At 67.5% G+C, this 14,462-nt stretch carries 14 protein-coding genes; 13 read left to right on the top strand and 1 reads right to left on the bottom strand.

Annotation, left to right across the window (positions count from 1 at the left end; genetic code table 11):
- The first annotated feature begins 2 nt into the window (after positions 1-2).
- From pabC to INQ43_RS09200, 5 genes are read left to right on the top strand one after another with little or no spacing between them, the layout of a single operon-like run.
- Positions 3-893 carry an aminodeoxychorismate lyase gene (gene pabC, locus INQ43_RS09220; RefSeq protein ID WP_194036251.1) on the top strand — a complete coding sequence of 297 codons (891 nt, stop codon included), beginning with the start codon at positions 3-5 and terminating at the stop codon, positions 891-893.
- Positions 890-1,972: an endolytic transglycosylase MltG gene (mltG, locus tag INQ43_RS09215; protein ID WP_228062470.1), complete on the top strand. Its 1,083-nt coding sequence runs from the start codon at positions 890-892 to the stop codon at positions 1,970-1,972. Before pabC ends, mltG begins: the two co-directional genes overlap by 4 nt.
- Positions 1,969-2,607, top strand: coding sequence for a dTMP kinase (gene tmk / locus INQ43_RS09210; RefSeq protein ID WP_228062469.1), 639 nt, complete (start codon positions 1,969-1,971; stop codon positions 2,605-2,607). Before mltG ends, tmk begins: the two co-directional genes overlap by 4 nt.
- On the top strand, positions 2,604-3,644 hold the full coding sequence (locus tag INQ43_RS09205) for a DNA polymerase III subunit delta' (protein ID WP_194036250.1): 1,041 nt from the start codon (positions 2,604-2,606) through the stop codon (positions 3,642-3,644). The genes tmk and INQ43_RS09205 overlap by 4 nt, the downstream gene beginning before the upstream one ends.
- Positions 3,645-3,648: 4 nt before the next feature.
- A complete protein-coding gene (locus INQ43_RS09200; RefSeq protein ID WP_194036249.1) occupies positions 3,649-4,002 on the top strand; it encodes a PilZ domain-containing protein in 354 nt (117 codons plus the stop codon).
- A gap of 75 nt (positions 4,003-4,077) precedes the next feature.
- Here INQ43_RS09200 and INQ43_RS09195 read toward each other — a convergent pair whose 3' ends face one another.
- Positions 4,078-6,153, bottom strand: a complete 2,076-nt coding sequence (locus INQ43_RS09195; protein ID WP_194034000.1) for a 3-hydroxyacyl-CoA dehydrogenase NAD-binding domain-containing protein — start codon at positions 6,151-6,153, stop codon at positions 4,078-4,080.
- A 232-nt stretch (positions 6,154-6,385) separates the two neighbouring features.
- On the opposite strand from INQ43_RS09195, the gene rpoE reads away from it, so the two are divergent.
- From rpoE to era, 8 genes are all read left to right on the top strand, one after another.
- Positions 6,386-6,991, top strand: a complete 606-nt coding sequence (gene rpoE / locus INQ43_RS09190; RefSeq protein ID WP_194033999.1) for an RNA polymerase sigma factor RpoE — start codon at positions 6,386-6,388, stop codon at positions 6,989-6,991.
- Entirely contained in the window at positions 6,991-7,977 is a 987-nt protein-coding gene (locus tag INQ43_RS09185; protein ID WP_194033998.1) for an RseA family anti-sigma factor, read from the top strand. Before rpoE ends, INQ43_RS09185 begins: the two co-directional genes overlap by 1 nt.
- 29 nt (positions 7,978-8,006) lie before the next feature.
- Positions 8,007-9,521, top strand: a complete 1,515-nt coding sequence (locus INQ43_RS09180) for a DegQ family serine endoprotease (RefSeq protein ID WP_194033997.1) — start codon at positions 8,007-8,009, stop codon at positions 9,519-9,521.
- Positions 9,522-9,638: 117 nt separating this feature from the next.
- Entirely contained in the window at positions 9,639-11,432 is a 1,794-nt protein-coding gene (lepA, locus tag INQ43_RS09175) for a translation elongation factor 4 (RefSeq protein WP_194033996.1), read from the top strand.
- Positions 11,433-11,478: 46 nt separating this feature from the next.
- Entirely contained in the window at positions 11,479-12,264 is a 786-nt protein-coding gene (lepB, locus tag INQ43_RS09170) for a signal peptidase I (RefSeq protein WP_194036248.1), read from the top strand.
- 143 nt (positions 12,265-12,407) lie between these two features.
- The gene (locus tag INQ43_RS09165) at positions 12,408-12,788 is read left to right on the top strand and encodes a DUF4845 domain-containing protein (RefSeq protein WP_194036247.1); all 381 of its coding nucleotides are present in this window, start codon (positions 12,408-12,410) and stop codon (positions 12,786-12,788) included.
- A 7-nt stretch (positions 12,789-12,795) separates the two neighbouring features.
- The gene (rnc, locus tag INQ43_RS09160) at positions 12,796-13,461 is read left to right on the top strand and encodes a ribonuclease III (protein WP_194036246.1); all 666 of its coding nucleotides are present in this window, start codon (positions 12,796-12,798) and stop codon (positions 13,459-13,461) included.
- Between the two features lie 73 nt (positions 13,462-13,534).
- On the top strand, positions 13,535-14,440 hold the full coding sequence (gene era / locus INQ43_RS09155) for a GTPase Era (protein WP_194036245.1): 906 nt from the start codon (positions 13,535-13,537) through the stop codon (positions 14,438-14,440).
- Positions 14,441-14,462 lie beyond the last annotated feature (22 nt).

Raw genomic sequence — 14,462 nt, 5'->3', positions numbered from 1 at the left:
ACATGGCCGCATCCGAGACCCTGATCGACGCAGAGAGCGCCGCCGCCCGGATCTTTCGAGGTGCAACGCGTATCCAGCACGTGTCCACCGACAACCGCGGGCTGGCCTACGGCGATGGCCTCTTCGAGACGATGCGCGGCGCGGGCGGCGTGCTGCCCTGGTGGGAGCGTCACTGGCAACGGCTGCAGCGCGGCGCTGGGCGACTGCAGCTGCCCTTGCCGCCGGAAGCACTCGCAAGGTCGGAGGCCGAGCAGTTGCTGTCCGGCGGCGATGGCGTGGTGAAGCTGCTGCTGACACGCGGCAGTGGCGGGCGCGGATATATGCCTCCGCCGCATGCCGAGCCGGTCTGGATCCTGTCGCGACACCCCTTGCCCCCGCCGACGACCACGCCTGTAACGGTGAGGTGGTGCCGGACCGGTCTGTCGTTGCAGCCCGCGCTGGCCGGCCTCAAGCACTGCAACCGGCTGGAGCAGGTCCTCGCCCGTGCCGAAGTGGGGTCTGGCGAATTCGCCGGCGACGGCGCGGCCAGCGAAGGCCTGATGCGCAGCACGGACGGTGATGTCGTCTGCGCCACCGCAGCCAACGTCCTCGTGCTGCACGGCGACCGATGGAGCACCCCGCTGGTCGATCGCTGCGGCGTGGAAGGCACCATGCGCGCATGGTTGCTGGAACAGATTCCGGTCCAGCAACGCCGGCTCGCCGTTGAAGATGTCGAAACCGCCGACGCCCTGGTCCTTGTCAACGCGGTGCGCGGTATCCTTCAGGTCGGCCGGCTGGGCGATCGGTCCTGGGCGCCGCACCCGGCCCTGTTGGCCCTGCGCCGCACGCTGGCCTCTGCCCACCCCGCGTTTTCCCTGCCGCCAAGCGGACCCGGTCCGATGGAGTTGTCGTGAGTCATCCCCACAAGCGCCGGTCCGGCGTACTGGTGCTGTTCCTGCTGTTGGCCGCGCTGGTGGCTGCGCTGGCCGTGGGGGCGCTTGGATGGCAACGCTACCAGGCCTTCGCTGACGGCCCGCTGGGAGGTGTGGAGGCGGGCGGCAGCATCACGGTGGAGCGCGGTGACTCGCTGCTGAAAGTGGTCGACCGCCTGCGCGCAGCAGGCGTGACGGGCGGTGAGACCTACGAGTGGCAGCTGCTCGGCCGCCAGCTGGATGCCGCGTCGCGCCTGCATGTGGGCGAATACGCGCTGGAACCGGGCACCACGCCGCGACAGTTGCTGGTGGCCATGCGCCAGGGCGACACCATCCGCTACCGCTTCACCCTGGTGGAAGGCTGGAACATCCGCGAGATGCGGGCGGCGCTGACCCGCGCAACGCCGCTGGTCCAGAAGAGCGCAGGGATGTCCGACGCAGAGTTGATGGAAGCGCTCGGCCACCCCGACGAGCATCCGGAGGGACGCTTCCTGCCGGAGACCTACGTCTACGGCCGCGGCGACAGTGATCTGGACGTGCTGCGCCGCGCCTACGCCGACATGGAGCGCGCCCTGGCTGCGGCCTGGGAGGCGCGCGATCCCGACACGAAGCTGAAAACGCCCTACGAGATGCTCGTGATGGCATCGATCGTTGAGAAGGAGTCCGCCGTTGCCGAAGAACGTCCGCAGATCGCCGGCCTGTTCGAGCGCCGCCTGAAAATCGGCATGCGGCTGCAGACCGATCCGACCGTTATCTACGGCATCGGCGAGGACTACGACGGCAACATCCGCCGCGTGCACCTGACCACCGATACGCCGTACAACACCTACACCCGCGACGGTCTGCCACCCACGCCGATCGCGATGCCGGGTGTCGGTGCCTTGCAGGCGGTCGCCAATCCCGCACCCGGGGACTCGCTGTACTTCGTCGCCATCGGCGATGGCAGTGGCCGACACCTGTTTGCCCGCACGCTCGCGGAGCACCAGGCCAACGTGCGCAAATACCTGCAGAACTACCGGCAGCGGGTGAGCGGGATGGAACGCGCCGGGGAGTCCAGGTGACTCTGCAGCTGCAGCCCCGCCTGATCACCCTGGAAGGCGGCGAAGGCGCGGGCAAATCCACCGTATTGGCGCAATTGCGCGAGACGCTGGAGGCGGCCGGGGAAATGGTCGTCTGTACCCGCGAGCCCGGTGGCACGCCGCTGGCCGAGCAGATCCGCGACCTGCTGCTCGCGCCCGGCCATGAGCCGCCCACGCCTGAAACCGAGCTGCTGCTGATGTTTGCCGGCCGGGCCCAGCACGTGCGCGGAACCATCCTGCCCGCCCTGGCGGCCGGCAGCTGGGTGATCAGCGATCGCTTCACCGATGCCAGCTACGCCTACCAGGGCGCGGCGCGCGGCGGTGACCGCGACTTCATCGCCGAGCTGGAGCAGCGCGTGGTCGGCATCGTGCCCGGCCTGACCCTGCTGCTGGACGTGCCGGTCGAGACCGGCCTGCAGCGTGTGCGCGGGCGCGGCACGGCGGACCGGATCGAGTCCGAGGCCCATGGGTTCTTCGATACGGTGCGGCGTGCCTACCTGGCGCGGGCCGCTGCCGAGCACTCGCGGTTCCGGGTGATCGACGCCAGCCGGCCGGCCACGGTCGTGGCGGGTGAGGCGGTGGCCCATTTGCTGGCTTATCGGGATGCTCTGCGATGAACGGTTTCGCGCCCTGGCAGGAACGCGTGCATGACCGCACCGCGCTGGCACTGGACAGCGGACGACTAGGGCATGCGCTGTTGTTCTGCGGTCCGGCGCGGCTGGGCAAGCTGGCCGTCGCCGAGCGCCTGGCCAATCGCCTCCTGTGCACCGAGAGGACGGTGGAAGGCGGGGCTTGCGGCGCGTGCCGCAGTTGCCGCATGTTCGCCTCGCGAAGCCAGGCCGATCCGGTCGAGACGCGCCCGGATGGATCGCTGGCGTTTCCGCAAGGTCGCAGTGGCCATCCGGACCTGCTGCAGGTCAGCTTCGCGATCAACGACAAGGCGCGCCCGCCCAAGCCGCGCACGGAGATCGTGATCGAGCAGATCCGCCGCCTGTCCGAACAGATGACGCTCAGCGCCCAGTACGGGCAGACCAAGATCGCCATCATCGATCCGGCCGAAGCGATCAACCACGCCGGTGCCAACGCCCTGTTGAAAACGCTAGAGGAGCCGGTCCCGGGCCGCTATCTGTGGCTGGTCAGCGCGCATCCCTCGCGCCTGTCGGCGACCATCCGCAGCCGCTGCCAGCGCATCGAATTCCGCATGCCCCCGCGCGCAGAGGCGCTGGCCTGGCTGCAGAACTCGGGGCACCCGGCCGCGCTGGCCGAGGAGGCCCTGGATGCCGCACGCGGGCATCCAGGACTGGCCGCCGAATGGCTGCAAAGCGATGCCTTGGCGCTGCGCCGGCAGGTGGCGACGGACCTGGATCGCGTGGCCACCGGCGAGGCCGGCGTGGTGGAAACCGCGCAGCGCTGGGCCGCCGACGCCAACGCTGACCTGCGCCTGCAGTTCGCCGCGGATCTGGCGGTGGCGCGTACCGCCAGCGACTTGACCGATCCGGCCCGTACCCGCAGTCTCACCGAGTGGTTCGACCGGGCCAACCGGGCGCGTGAACTGATGCGCACCACGGTCCGCTCGGACCTGGTGCTGGTGGAGCTGTTGCGGGCATGGCGCGCCGGCGAGTCACGCCGAACCGCTGGACAATCAAGGGGTTAGCAGCATGAGTGCATCGGGAGCCCGTCAGGGCATTGTGTCATTGGCCCTGAAGGACAAGGCGGGGCTCTACAACGCCTACATGCCCTACATCCGCCACGGCGGGATATTCGTGGCTACGCCGAACCGCTACTTCCTCGGCGACGAGGTGTTCCTGCTGCTGACGCTGCCCGAATCGGGCGAGCGCATGCCGGTCGCGGGTAAAGTCGTCTGGGTGACACCGGCGGGTGCGCAGGGCAGCCGACCGGCCGGCATCGGCATCCAGTTCAGCGAAGGCGTCGAGGGCGAGACCGTCAAGGGGAAGATCGAGGCGCTGCTTGCCGGCACGCTCGACGCCGAGCGCGCCACCCACACGATGTAGGTTTTGCCGGCGGAGGCTGCGCGCCGCCCGCGAATCCGGTGCGCGCTGCGACCGGCCCTGCGGTCCGACGTTCCGTCAGCCCTGACGAAGCGCCGCGGCGTCCCAGCCCGGCCGTGGCGCGAAGCGGTCGCCGTGGCGGGACTGGAGTTGGCGCAGCCGCTCCAGCACCGACTCCACCCCGGTCTCGCGGATGTACTGTATCGGGCCACCACGGAACGGGGCGAAGCCCGTGCCGAAGATCACCCCCGCATCCAGCAGGTCGGCATCGGCCACCACGCCGTCGTGCAGACAGGCGACCGCCTCGTTGAGCATCGGCAGAATCAGGCGGTCGGCAAGATCGTCGGGCGCCTTGTAATTCTCCGGCGCGTCGGGCTTGACCGCTTTGCCTTCCTCCCACTTGTACAGGCCCTGGCCGTCCTTCTTGCCGCGCTTGCCCGGCTCTGCCTGTTCCGCCAGCGCCGCCGGCACGGTGAGGCCGAGGAAGGGTGACAACTCCGCGCCCACGCCGGCCGCCACATCCAGACCGACGGTATCGACGAGTTCGATCGGGCCCATCGGCATTCCGAAGCGCACCGCCGCCTTGTCGATGGCCACGCCGGGAATGCCTTCCGAGAACGCCGTCACCGCTTCGAGCATGTAGGGGAACAGCACCCGGTTGACCAGGAACCCCGGGGTACCGGCGACGGGCACCGGCAGTTTGCCGATCGCCTTGCAGAACGCGGCCAGACGCTGGCGGGTCGCCTCATCAATGCCGGCGTGCTGGACGATCTCCACCAGCGGCATCGAGGCGACCGGATTGAAATAATGCAGGCCGGCAAAACGCGACTGGTGCGCCAGTCCGTCGCGCAGTTCGTCCAGCGGGATGGAGGACGTGTTGCTGGTCAGCAGCGCGTCGGCCTTCATCCGTGGCTCGATGTCCGCATACAACGCCCGCTTTGCGTCGGCATCCTCGATGATCGCCTCGATCACCAGGTCGGCCTTGGCGGCGCCGTCACCGGCGAGATCGCCCTTCAAGCGCGCGGCGACTTCCGGCCGTTTGGCATCGTCGCGCACCCGCTTGGCGAACAGCGTGCCGGCGCGGGTCATTGCGGCGTCGATGTACCGTTGCTCGCGGTCGTTCAAGGTGACCTGGAAACCCTTGTAGGCCGACCAGGCGGCGATGTCGCCGCCCATCACGCCGGCGCCGATCACGTGCACGTGGCTGATGCCGTGCTGCTTGCCGCCGGTGTTCTTCAGGCGTTCCTGCAGGAAGAACACCCGGATCAGGTTGCGTGCGGTCGGGGTCGAGGCAAGCTTTGACACCGATTTACGCTCGGCGGCCAGTTGCTTGTCCAGGCTGCCGCCGGTGCCCTTCCACGTCGCCACCAGCGAGTAGGGCGCGGGGTAGTGGTCCTTGGGCGCCTTGCGCGCGACCTGCTTCAGCGTCATCGGCGCGATCACCTGACGCGCCGGCCAGGTGTTGGTTGCCCAGCCGAGAAAACGCTGGCGCAGTGGGCGCTGGTGGCCCTTCAGCGCCATGGCCGCCGCGGCGTCCACCAGCATGGCCTTGTCCACGGTCCTGTCGACCAGGCCGCTGGCGCGCGCCGCCGAGGCCCGCACCGCGCGGCCGGTCAGCATCATGTCCATCGCCGCTGGTGCTCCGATCAGGCGCGGCAGGCGCACGCTGCCGCCCCAGCCCGGGTAGATGCCCAGCTGCACTTCGGGCAGGCCGATCCGGGTCGAGGGATCGTTGCTGGCGACGCGGTAGTCGCAGGCCAGCGCGAGCTCGCTGCCGCCGCCCATGCAGAAGCCGTGGATGGCCGCAACGGTCGGGCAGGGCAACGCGGCGACCCGCTGGAACACCTGCTGTCCGCGCTTCAGGGCGCCGGCGACCGTTCCCTTCTGATCGAAGCCCTGGAACTCCTTGATGTCGGCGCCGGCGATGAATCCGCTGTCCTTGGCCGAGCGGAACACCACCCCCTTGGGCGGGTCGATCTGGATGCGTTCCACCAGGGCATCGAGTTCGATCAGGACATCCTGGGACAGCGCATTGACGCTCTCCCCGGCACGATCCAGGGACAGGACAAGGACGCCGTCGTCGCGCATCTGCGCAAGCCAGTGCTGGCTGCGCAACCCGTCAAAGCCGGGCAGGGGAGTGGTCGGGGGAGCCATCAGGCACCATCCATTGAGGTATGGAACAGGCAGCTATCATCCCGAGGTTGTTTCACCGGCGTCAAATGCGTGTTGTGAACACTCCGCCACGGCGAGCGCGCGGCCGATGACGATGGGGTGCGCTTGCAGGCACGCCACGCCGCCCCAACGGTAGTCAAAGGAACTTTCTCCCCGAAAGGGTTGTCCCACTGTTCGGCCAAGGCCGAGCTGACCAGGAGTGCCGGCGCGCGGTATGGCCGAGAATGATTTCGACCAGGAACTGGTCAGGCGTGTGCAGCAGGGCGACAGCACCGCATTCGATGCCCTGGTACGCAAGTACCAGCACCGGATCGTGGCGCTGATCGGACGCTACATCGCCGATTGGAGCGAATGCCAGGATGTGGCGCAGGACGTGTTCATGCGCGCCTACCGGGCGTTGCCGAACTTCCGTGGAGACGCGCAGTTCTATACATGGTTGCACCGGATCGCAGTGAATACCGCCAAGAACCACCTGGTCGCGCAGAAGCGCCGTCCGCCGGGCGCGGACATCGATGTCGACGACGCCGAGCAGTTCGATTCCGCGATCCGCCTGCGCGACAACGACACCCCGGAACGTGAACTGATGCGCCAGCAGGTGGAACAACTGGTGCTTCGCGTGGTCGAAGGGTTGCCGGCCGAGCTGCGGGAAGCGATTTCCCTGCGCGAAGTCGACGGGCTGAGCTACGAAGAGATTGCTGAAAAGATGGGGTGCCCGATCGGCACCGTGCGCTCGCGGATTTTCCGCGCACGTGACGCAATCGATCAGGAGCTGCGCCCCCTGCTTGACGCCGTACCCGATTCCCAGGAGCGGAAACACTGATGTCGAACACGCTGATATCAAACAACCACGGTGATGCCAAGGCCGGGGAGCTGAGCGCCCTTTTCGATGGCCAGCTCGGCCCCGACGAGGCGCGCTTTGCGTTGAAGCGGCTCGGCCAGGATGCGGGTTGGGGCGAGGCATGTGGCCGCTGGCAACTGGCTGGCGACGTGCTGAGAGGGGACGGCGTCGCACCGGCACCGTCGGGGTTCGCCGATCGGGTCATGGCCGCGGTTGAGCGGGAACAGGAACACGCGGTGTTGACGGACCTCCGGACCCCGCGCCGCCCCGTGCGTAACCAGCCGCGCTGGCTGGGCGGCGCTCTGGCGGCATCGGTCGCCATCGCGGCGCTCTTCGTAGCACGTCCGATGCTGGACGGCGAAGATCCGGCGGCGGATGCGCCCACGGGTCGGGAGCTTGCCTCCACCGCAGGTGCCGCGGCATCCGTCGATTCTGCCGCACCGTTGATCGCTGGCACCGGAACGGGGTCGGAGATCACCGCGCCCGACGAGGGCGCCACCCTCCAGACCGGCGCGACGGCTGCAGCCCTGGCAGCTTCGGCGCTGGCATCGGGCTCACGCGACGTATCGCGCCGCGGCGAACGTCGCCAGCCGTCGGTAGCCCGCGCCGTGTCCAACTCACGCCCGGCAGCGAGCCCGGATGCTTCGCTGGCGGTGCTGGCTCGTCCGGCACCCGGGCAGTCCAAGCCTGTTCCGGCCACTGCCGACGCTGCGCGCGTGCGTCCGTTCACGCCCGACGCCATTGCATCCAGGCCATGGCCGCGAGCGGCCGTGCCGGGATTCCCCGCCAATGCCGGCATGACCGTCGGCTTCAGCGGTGGCAATGAAGCCGGGGTTCCCATCTCCTTCTACCCATTCGAACCCGCCACCCTGCGCATTGACCCGGTTTCCGGGGCGGTCGAGCGGGAACCGTTACCCACTTCGCACTTGCTGCCCGAGCCGTCTGCCGGCACAGCCATCCGTCACTGATTCCTGTTTTCGCAACACGAGGCCGACCCATGCCCTATCCGCTCCGCTCGATTTTCCTGCTTGGCGCGCTTGCCGCGGCCTTGCCGCTGGCCTGCACGGCGCAGCAGACCCCGGTTCCCGCCGCTGAGTCGATTCCCGTCGCCGCCCAGGCGGTGACACCGGCCGCGCCGACACCCATCGTCACCGGCCTGCCGGACTTCAGCCAGCTGGTCAAACAGGTCGGGCCGGCGGTGGTCAACATCAGTGCGGAAACGGCGCCGCGCAGGGGCCGCTCCGGCGGCCCGCAGATGCCGGACGGTTTCGAGGAGTTGTTCCGCCACTTCGGCATGCCCATGCCCGGCGCGCCCGGCGGTTCGGGTCCGCAGCGCGGGAGCACATCGATGGGCAGTGGCTTCGTGATCTCCGATGACGGCTACGTACTCACCAACTTCCACGTCATCGATGGCGCCGACAAGGTCACCGTCACCCTCTCGGACCGCCGCGAGTTCGAGGCCGAGGTCATCGGCAGCGACGAGCAGTACGACGTGGCGGTGTTGAAGATCCAGGCCGATGGCCTGCGCTGGCTGCGCCCGGGCAGCTCGACCTCGGTGGAGGCCGGGCAGTGGGTGGTCGCCATCGGATCGCCCTTTGGCCTGGATCACTCGGTCACCGCCGGCATCGTCAGCGCGGTGGGGCGGTCCAATCCCTATTCCGGCCAGCAGTACGTTCCGTTCATCCAGACCGACGTGGCGATCAACCGCGGCAACTCCGGCGGCCCGCTGCTCAACACCTCCGGCGAGGTGGTCGGCATCAATTCGCAGATCTTCTCCAACTCGGGCGGTTTCATGGGGGTCAGCTTCGCGATCCCGATCGACCTGGCGATGAGTGCGGTGGACCAGATCAAGACCACCGGCAAGGTCAGCCGGGGCATGCTGGGCGTGATCATGCAGCCGGTGACCAGCGAGACGGCGAAGGCAATCAACCTGCCCGACAACCAGGGCGCGATGGTGGCCAATGTCCAGCCCGGCAGCGCGGCGGAAAAAGCCGGTATCGAGCGCATGGACGTGATCCGCTCGTTCAATGGCACCGTCATCAAGGACGTCAGCGACCTGCCGCCGATCGTCGGCGCGCTGGCCCCGGGGACCAAGGCGAAGCTTGAAGTGTTCCGCGCTGGCAAGCTGCGCTCCATCAACGTGGTGATTGGCGGTGACGAGTCGGCGGCCGCGGCCGGTCCGCGCCGCGGCAGCCCGGGTGCTCCCGCCCAGCAGACCCCGGGCTCCAACGCGCTTGGCCTGACAGCCCGCGACCTGACGCCGGCGCAGCGCAAGCAGCTGGGTCTGGACGATGACGAGGGCGTCATGCTGGCCGGGGTTGATGCGGACGCCGCGCGCGAAGCCGGGCTGCGCCCGGGCGACGTCGTCGTCGCGATCGGTCGCGACAGCGTCGGCAGCCCGGCGGAGCTGGACCGTAGGCTGGCCGCGGCGAAGCCCGGCGACACCCTGATGCTGCTGGTGCAGCGCGGCGGCACGACCCAGTTCATCGCGGTCACCGTCCCCAAGGGCTGAGCCCGCGGCAGCTGCATCCCGCTTCCCGCCCCTGCGGCATCATGGCCGCGGAGGGCGGGAGCGCTTATGCGATAATCGCGTGTTGACTTAACTGGCCCCGGGCCCATCGCCGACCGCATGCAGCAGATCCGCAACTTCTCCATCATTGCCCACGTCGACCATGGCAAGTCGACCCTGGCCGACCGCCTGATCCAGATGTGCGGTGGCCTGACGGCCCGCGAGATGGAGTCCCAGGTCCTGGACAACAACCCGATCGAGCGCGAGCGGGGCATCACCATCAAGTCGCAGTCGGTGTCGGTTCCCTACACCGCGCGCGATGGCAAGACCTATCACCTGAACTTCATCGACACGCCGGGCCACGTCGACTTCAGCTACGAGGTCAGCCGCTCGCTGGCGGCCTGCGAGGGTGCACTGCTGGTGGTGGATGCCGCCCAGGGCGTTGAGGCGCAATCGGTGGCCAACTGCTACACCGCCGTCGAGCAGGGCCTGGAAGTGATTCCGGTGATCAACAAGATCGACCTGCCCACGGCCGATGTCGAGCGCGCGAAGGAAGAGATCGAAGCGGTCATCGGCATCGATGCCAGCGACGCGGTGGCCATCAGCGCCAAGACCGGCCTCAACGTGGAGGAAGTGCTGGAGGCGATCGTCACCCGCATCCCGCCGCCCAAGCCGCGCGATACCGACAAGCTGCAGGCGCTGATCATCGATTCGTGGTTCGACAATTATCTGGGTGTCGTCTCCCTGGTGCGGGTGATGCAGGGCGAGATCAAGCCCGGTGACAAGATCCTCGTCATGTCGACCGGCCGCTGGCATCTGGTTGACAAGGTCGGTGTGTTCACCCCCAAGCGCAAGGACATGCCGATCCTGCGCGCCGGTGAGGTGGGCTGGATCAATGCCAGCATCAAGGACGTCCATGGCGCGCCGGTCGGTGACACCCTGACGCTGCTGGCCGATCCCGCGCCTTCACCGCTCCCGGGCTTCCAGGAAATGCAGCCGCGCGTGTTCGCCGGCCTGTTTCCGGTCGATGCGGACGACTACCCTGACCTGCGCGAGGCGCTGGACAAGCTGCGCCTGAACGACGCCGCGTTGCGCTTCGAACCCGAATCCTCCGAGGCCATGGGCTTCGGTTTCCGTTGCGGCTTCCTGGGCATGCTGCACATGGAAATCGTGCAGGAGCGCCTGGAGCGCGAGTACGATCTCAACCTCATCAGCACCGCGCCGACCGTCGTCTACGAAGTGCTCAAGACGGACGGGACCATCGTTTCGCTGGACAACCCGGCCAAACTGCCGGCGGCGAACCTGACCGAGGAGATCCGCGAGCCGATCATCCGCGCCAATATCCTCACCCCGCCCGATTACGTCGGCAACGTGATCACCCTGTGCGAGGAGAAGCGCGGCAACCAGCTCGGGATCACCTACATGGGCAGCCAGGTCCAGATCAGCTACGAGCTGCCAATGAGCGAGGTGGTGCTGGACTTCTTCGACCGCCTGAAGTCGGTCTCGCGGGGTTACGCCTCGCTGGACTACCAGTTCGAGCGCTTCCAGGCCGGCCCGTTCGTGCGCGTTGATACGCTGATCAACGGCGACAAGGTCGATGCGCTGAGCATCATCACCCACCGCGCGCATGCCGATCGCCGTGGCCGGGAGATCTGCGAGAAGATGCGCGAACTGATCCCACGCCAGATGTTCGACGTGGCGATCCAGGCTGCGGTCGGCTCGCAGATCATCTCGCGCAGCACGGTCAAGGCGATGCGCAAGAACGTGCTGGCCAAGTGCTACGGTGGCGACATTTCGCGCAAGAAGAAACTGCTCGAGAAACAGAAGGCCGGCAAGAAGCGCATGAAGCAGGTCGGCAACGTGGAAATCCCGCAGGAAGCGTTCCTGGCGGTCCTGCAGCAGGACAACAAGTAAGCGTCAGCCGTCAGCAGTCGTCAACGAAGCACAACAAGGAAAAACCATGCGTTGGTTCGAAATTGCCCTGGTGGCGCTTACCCTCGCCTCCGGGCTGATCTGGCTGCTGGACAAGCTGGTGCTGGCAAGGCGCCGCGCCGACTACCGCGGCCTGCTCGATGACGGCAGCGAGCCCTGGTACGTGGACTACGCCAAGGCGTTCTTCCCGGTGCTGCTGGCGGTGCTGGTGTTGCGCAGCTTCATCGCCGAACCCTTCCGGATTCCTTCCAATTCGATGATGCCGACGCTGTTGACCGGCGACTTCATCCTGGTCAACAAGTTCTCCTACGGCCTGCGCCTGCCGATCACGAACAAGAAGGTGGTTGGCATCGGCGAGCCGCAGCGTGGTGACGTGGTCGTGTTCCGGCCGCCGCACCATCCCGACCAGGACTGGATCAAGCGCGTGATGGGTTTGCCGGGCGATCGCATCGGCTATCGCGACAACCAGGTCTTCGTCAACGGCACGCCGATGGTGTATGAAGAGATCGGCCCGTATCAGGGACGTGGAAACGGCTCGGAGATGACCGGTGCCACCGAGCTGCGTGAGCAGGTGGATGATCGTACGCACCTGGTGCTGGAGCGCACGGGACTGCCGTTCCGCGATCCTGCCGAGGGTGAGTGGACGGTGCCGGAAGGCCAGTATTTCGTGATGGGGGACAATCGCGACAACAGCGAAGACAGCCGCTATTGGGGCACCCTGCCGGAGCAGAACCTGCGCGGCAAGGCGTTCCTGATCTGGATGAATTTCGACGGCGGGGTGGACTTCTCCCGGGTCGGCGAGCGGATTCGCTAGCAACGGGGCGTATGGCTGTAGGGCGCCGCTGCGGGGCATGCCGCGGCGGGAGCATGCAGCCGTGGGGCGGGCGGCTGCATGAAGCGGATTTGCGCGTGTCATTGACGGTGCGCGCTGGACTAATTACTGGGGAGCAATTCGATATGAAGCGTGCACAAAGCGGCATCACCTTGGTCGGTTTCATCATCGTGCTCGGCGTGGCCGGGGTGTTCATCTACATGGGCATGAAGGTCATCCCGATGTACACCGAGTACTACGCCGTCAAGCAGTCCCTGGAAGGGATCGCCAAGGAGCCGGGCGTGGTCGACGAGACCCCCGCGCGGATCAAGGACATGTTTTTCCGCCGCATGAACATCAACTACTCAGAGAACGTCAAGCCGGCCGACATCAAGGTCGTGCGCAAGGATGCGGGCTACCTGATCACCGTCGATTACGAGGTGCGCAAGCCGCTGATCGCCAACCTCGATGTGGTCGGCAACTTCAGTACCGAGAAGGAACTTCGTCGTGGTGCGGGCGGCAATTGACCGCCGCATGCCGGTGAATGACCTCATCGGCCACACGTTTGCCGAGCCTGCGCTGCTGGCCCGGGCGCTGACCCATCGCAGTGCCGGATCGCCGCACAACGAGCGCCTGGAGTTCCTCGGCGACGGACTGGTCAACCTGTTCATCGCCGAGGCGCTCTACCGTCACTGGCCGGGCGCTGACGAGGGCGCGTTGACCCGCGGCCGCGCCGAGCTGGTGAGGGAATCCTCGCTGGCGGGCGTTGCCCGCGCCCTGGCACTGGGCGAGCGCCTGACGATGGGGCCGGGCGAGATGAAGACCGGCGGCCATCGTCGCGACTCCATCCTTGCCGATGCGCTGGAGGCGGTGATCGCGGCGATCTACCTGGACGCCGGATTCGAAGCCTGCCGCGCGGTGGTGGTGCCGTGGTTTGCCGAGCCCATGGCGGCGCTGCCGCCGCCGCACAAGGTCGGCAAGGACGCCAAGACCCGCCTGCAGGAGTGGCTGCAGGGCCGCCAGAAGCCCTTGCCGGTATACGAGCTGGTGGCCGAAACAGGCGAGGAGCACGCCAAGGTGTTCCGGGTAATCTGCACCCTGGGCAGCCCGGCGCTGGTGACCGAAGGCGAAGGCCACTCGCGTCGCGCGGCAGAGCAGGTGGCCGCGGAGTCGGCGCTGGCTGCAATCGGCGTTCAATAGGCGCGGTCAGACGATCACGGGTCAAAGCACCGCCGTTGCCCGCGGTTCCGCCGCCAGCCACTACAATCACCCGATGAACCCTACGCACCGCAGCGGCCACGTCGCCGTCATCGGCCGGCCCAACGTCGGCAAATCCACCCTGACCAACGCCCTCGTCGGCGCCAAGGTGAGCATCGTCTCCTCGCGGCCGCAGACCACCCGCCACCGCTTGCTCGGCATCGCGTCATTCCCCGACGGGCAACTGCTGCTGGTCGATACCCCCGGGCTGCACCAGGACCAGGGCAAGTCGACCGCGACCGCCATGCACCGCTGGATGAACCGGGCCGCACGCGGGGCGCTGGAAGGCGTGGACGCGGCGATGCTGGTCGTCCGTGCCGGCAAGTGGGAGGACGCGGACACGTTCGCCTATCAGGCGCTGCACCACGCCGGCGTGCCGGTGGTCCTGGTGGTCAACCAGGTCGATCGCCTGAAGGACAAGACCGAGCTGCTGCCGTATCTGGCGAAGGTGTCCGAGGGGCGCGATTTTGCCGGCGTGCACCCGGTCTCCGCGCTCAAGCGCAAGGGGCTGGAGGCGCTGGTCAAGCAGCTGCTCGGCCTGATGCCCGAGCAGGCGGCGATCTACGAAGAAGACGAGATCACCGACAAGAGCCAGCGCTTCCTCGCCGGCGAGATGGTCCGTGAACAGCTGATGCGGCAACTGGGTGACGAACTCCCGTACGCGACCACGGTCGAGATCGAGCGCTTCATCGTCGACGGCAAGCTCCTGCGGATCGGCGCGGTCATCTGGGTCGAGCGCGACGGCCAGAAGGCGATCGTGATCGGCAAGGGGGGCGAGCGCCTGCGCGAGATCGGCGCGCGCGCCCGGGTCCAGATTGAGCAGCTGTTCGGTTCCAAGGTATTCCTGGAAACCTGGGTCAAGGTCCGCGAGGGTTGGTCGGACGATGAAGCTGCGCTGCGCGCCTTCGGCTACCACGAATAGCCCGCTGCGCCGCGGCCGCAAT

The sequence above is a fragment of the Lysobacter sp. H23M47 genome, assembly GCF_015209765.1.
Taxonomy (GTDB): Bacteria; Pseudomonadota; Gammaproteobacteria; order Xanthomonadales; family Xanthomonadaceae; genus Novilysobacter; species Novilysobacter avium.
Note: the sequence above shows the minus strand (reverse complement) of the source record. Positions and strands in the feature narration are given on the sequence as shown.

Excerpts from the sequence above, each read along its gene's own strand:
- pabC (WP_194036251.1), top strand. The coding sequence starts at position 3 with ATGGCCGCATCCGAGACCCTGATCGACGCAGAGAGCGCCGCCGCCCGG.
- INQ43_RS09205 (WP_194036250.1), top strand. The coding sequence starts at position 2,604 with ATGAACGGTTTCGCGCCCTGGCAGGAACGCGTGCATGACCGCACCGCG.
- INQ43_RS09200 (WP_194036249.1), top strand. The coding sequence starts at position 3,649 with ATGAGTGCATCGGGAGCCCGTCAGGGCATTGTGTCATTGGCCCTGAAG.
- INQ43_RS09195 (WP_194034000.1), bottom strand. The coding sequence starts at position 6,153 with ATGGCTCCCCCGACCACTCCCCTGCCCGGCTTTGACGGGTTGCGCAGC.
- rpoE (WP_194033999.1), top strand. The coding sequence starts at position 6,386 with ATGGCCGAGAATGATTTCGACCAGGAACTGGTCAGGCGTGTGCAGCAG.
- INQ43_RS09185 (WP_194033998.1), top strand. The coding sequence starts at position 6,991 with ATGTCGAACACGCTGATATCAAACAACCACGGTGATGCCAAGGCCGGG.
- INQ43_RS09180 (WP_194033997.1), top strand. The coding sequence starts at position 8,007 with ATGCCCTATCCGCTCCGCTCGATTTTCCTGCTTGGCGCGCTTGCCGCG.
- lepA (WP_194033996.1), top strand. The coding sequence starts at position 9,639 with ATGCAGCAGATCCGCAACTTCTCCATCATTGCCCACGTCGACCATGGC.
- lepB (WP_194036248.1), top strand. The coding sequence starts at position 11,479 with ATGCGTTGGTTCGAAATTGCCCTGGTGGCGCTTACCCTCGCCTCCGGG.
- INQ43_RS09165 (WP_194036247.1), top strand. The coding sequence starts at position 12,408 with ATGAAGCGTGCACAAAGCGGCATCACCTTGGTCGGTTTCATCATCGTG.
- rnc (WP_194036246.1), top strand. The coding sequence starts at position 12,796 with ATGCCGGTGAATGACCTCATCGGCCACACGTTTGCCGAGCCTGCGCTG.
- era (WP_194036245.1), top strand. The coding sequence starts at position 13,535 with ATGAACCCTACGCACCGCAGCGGCCACGTCGCCGTCATCGGCCGGCCC.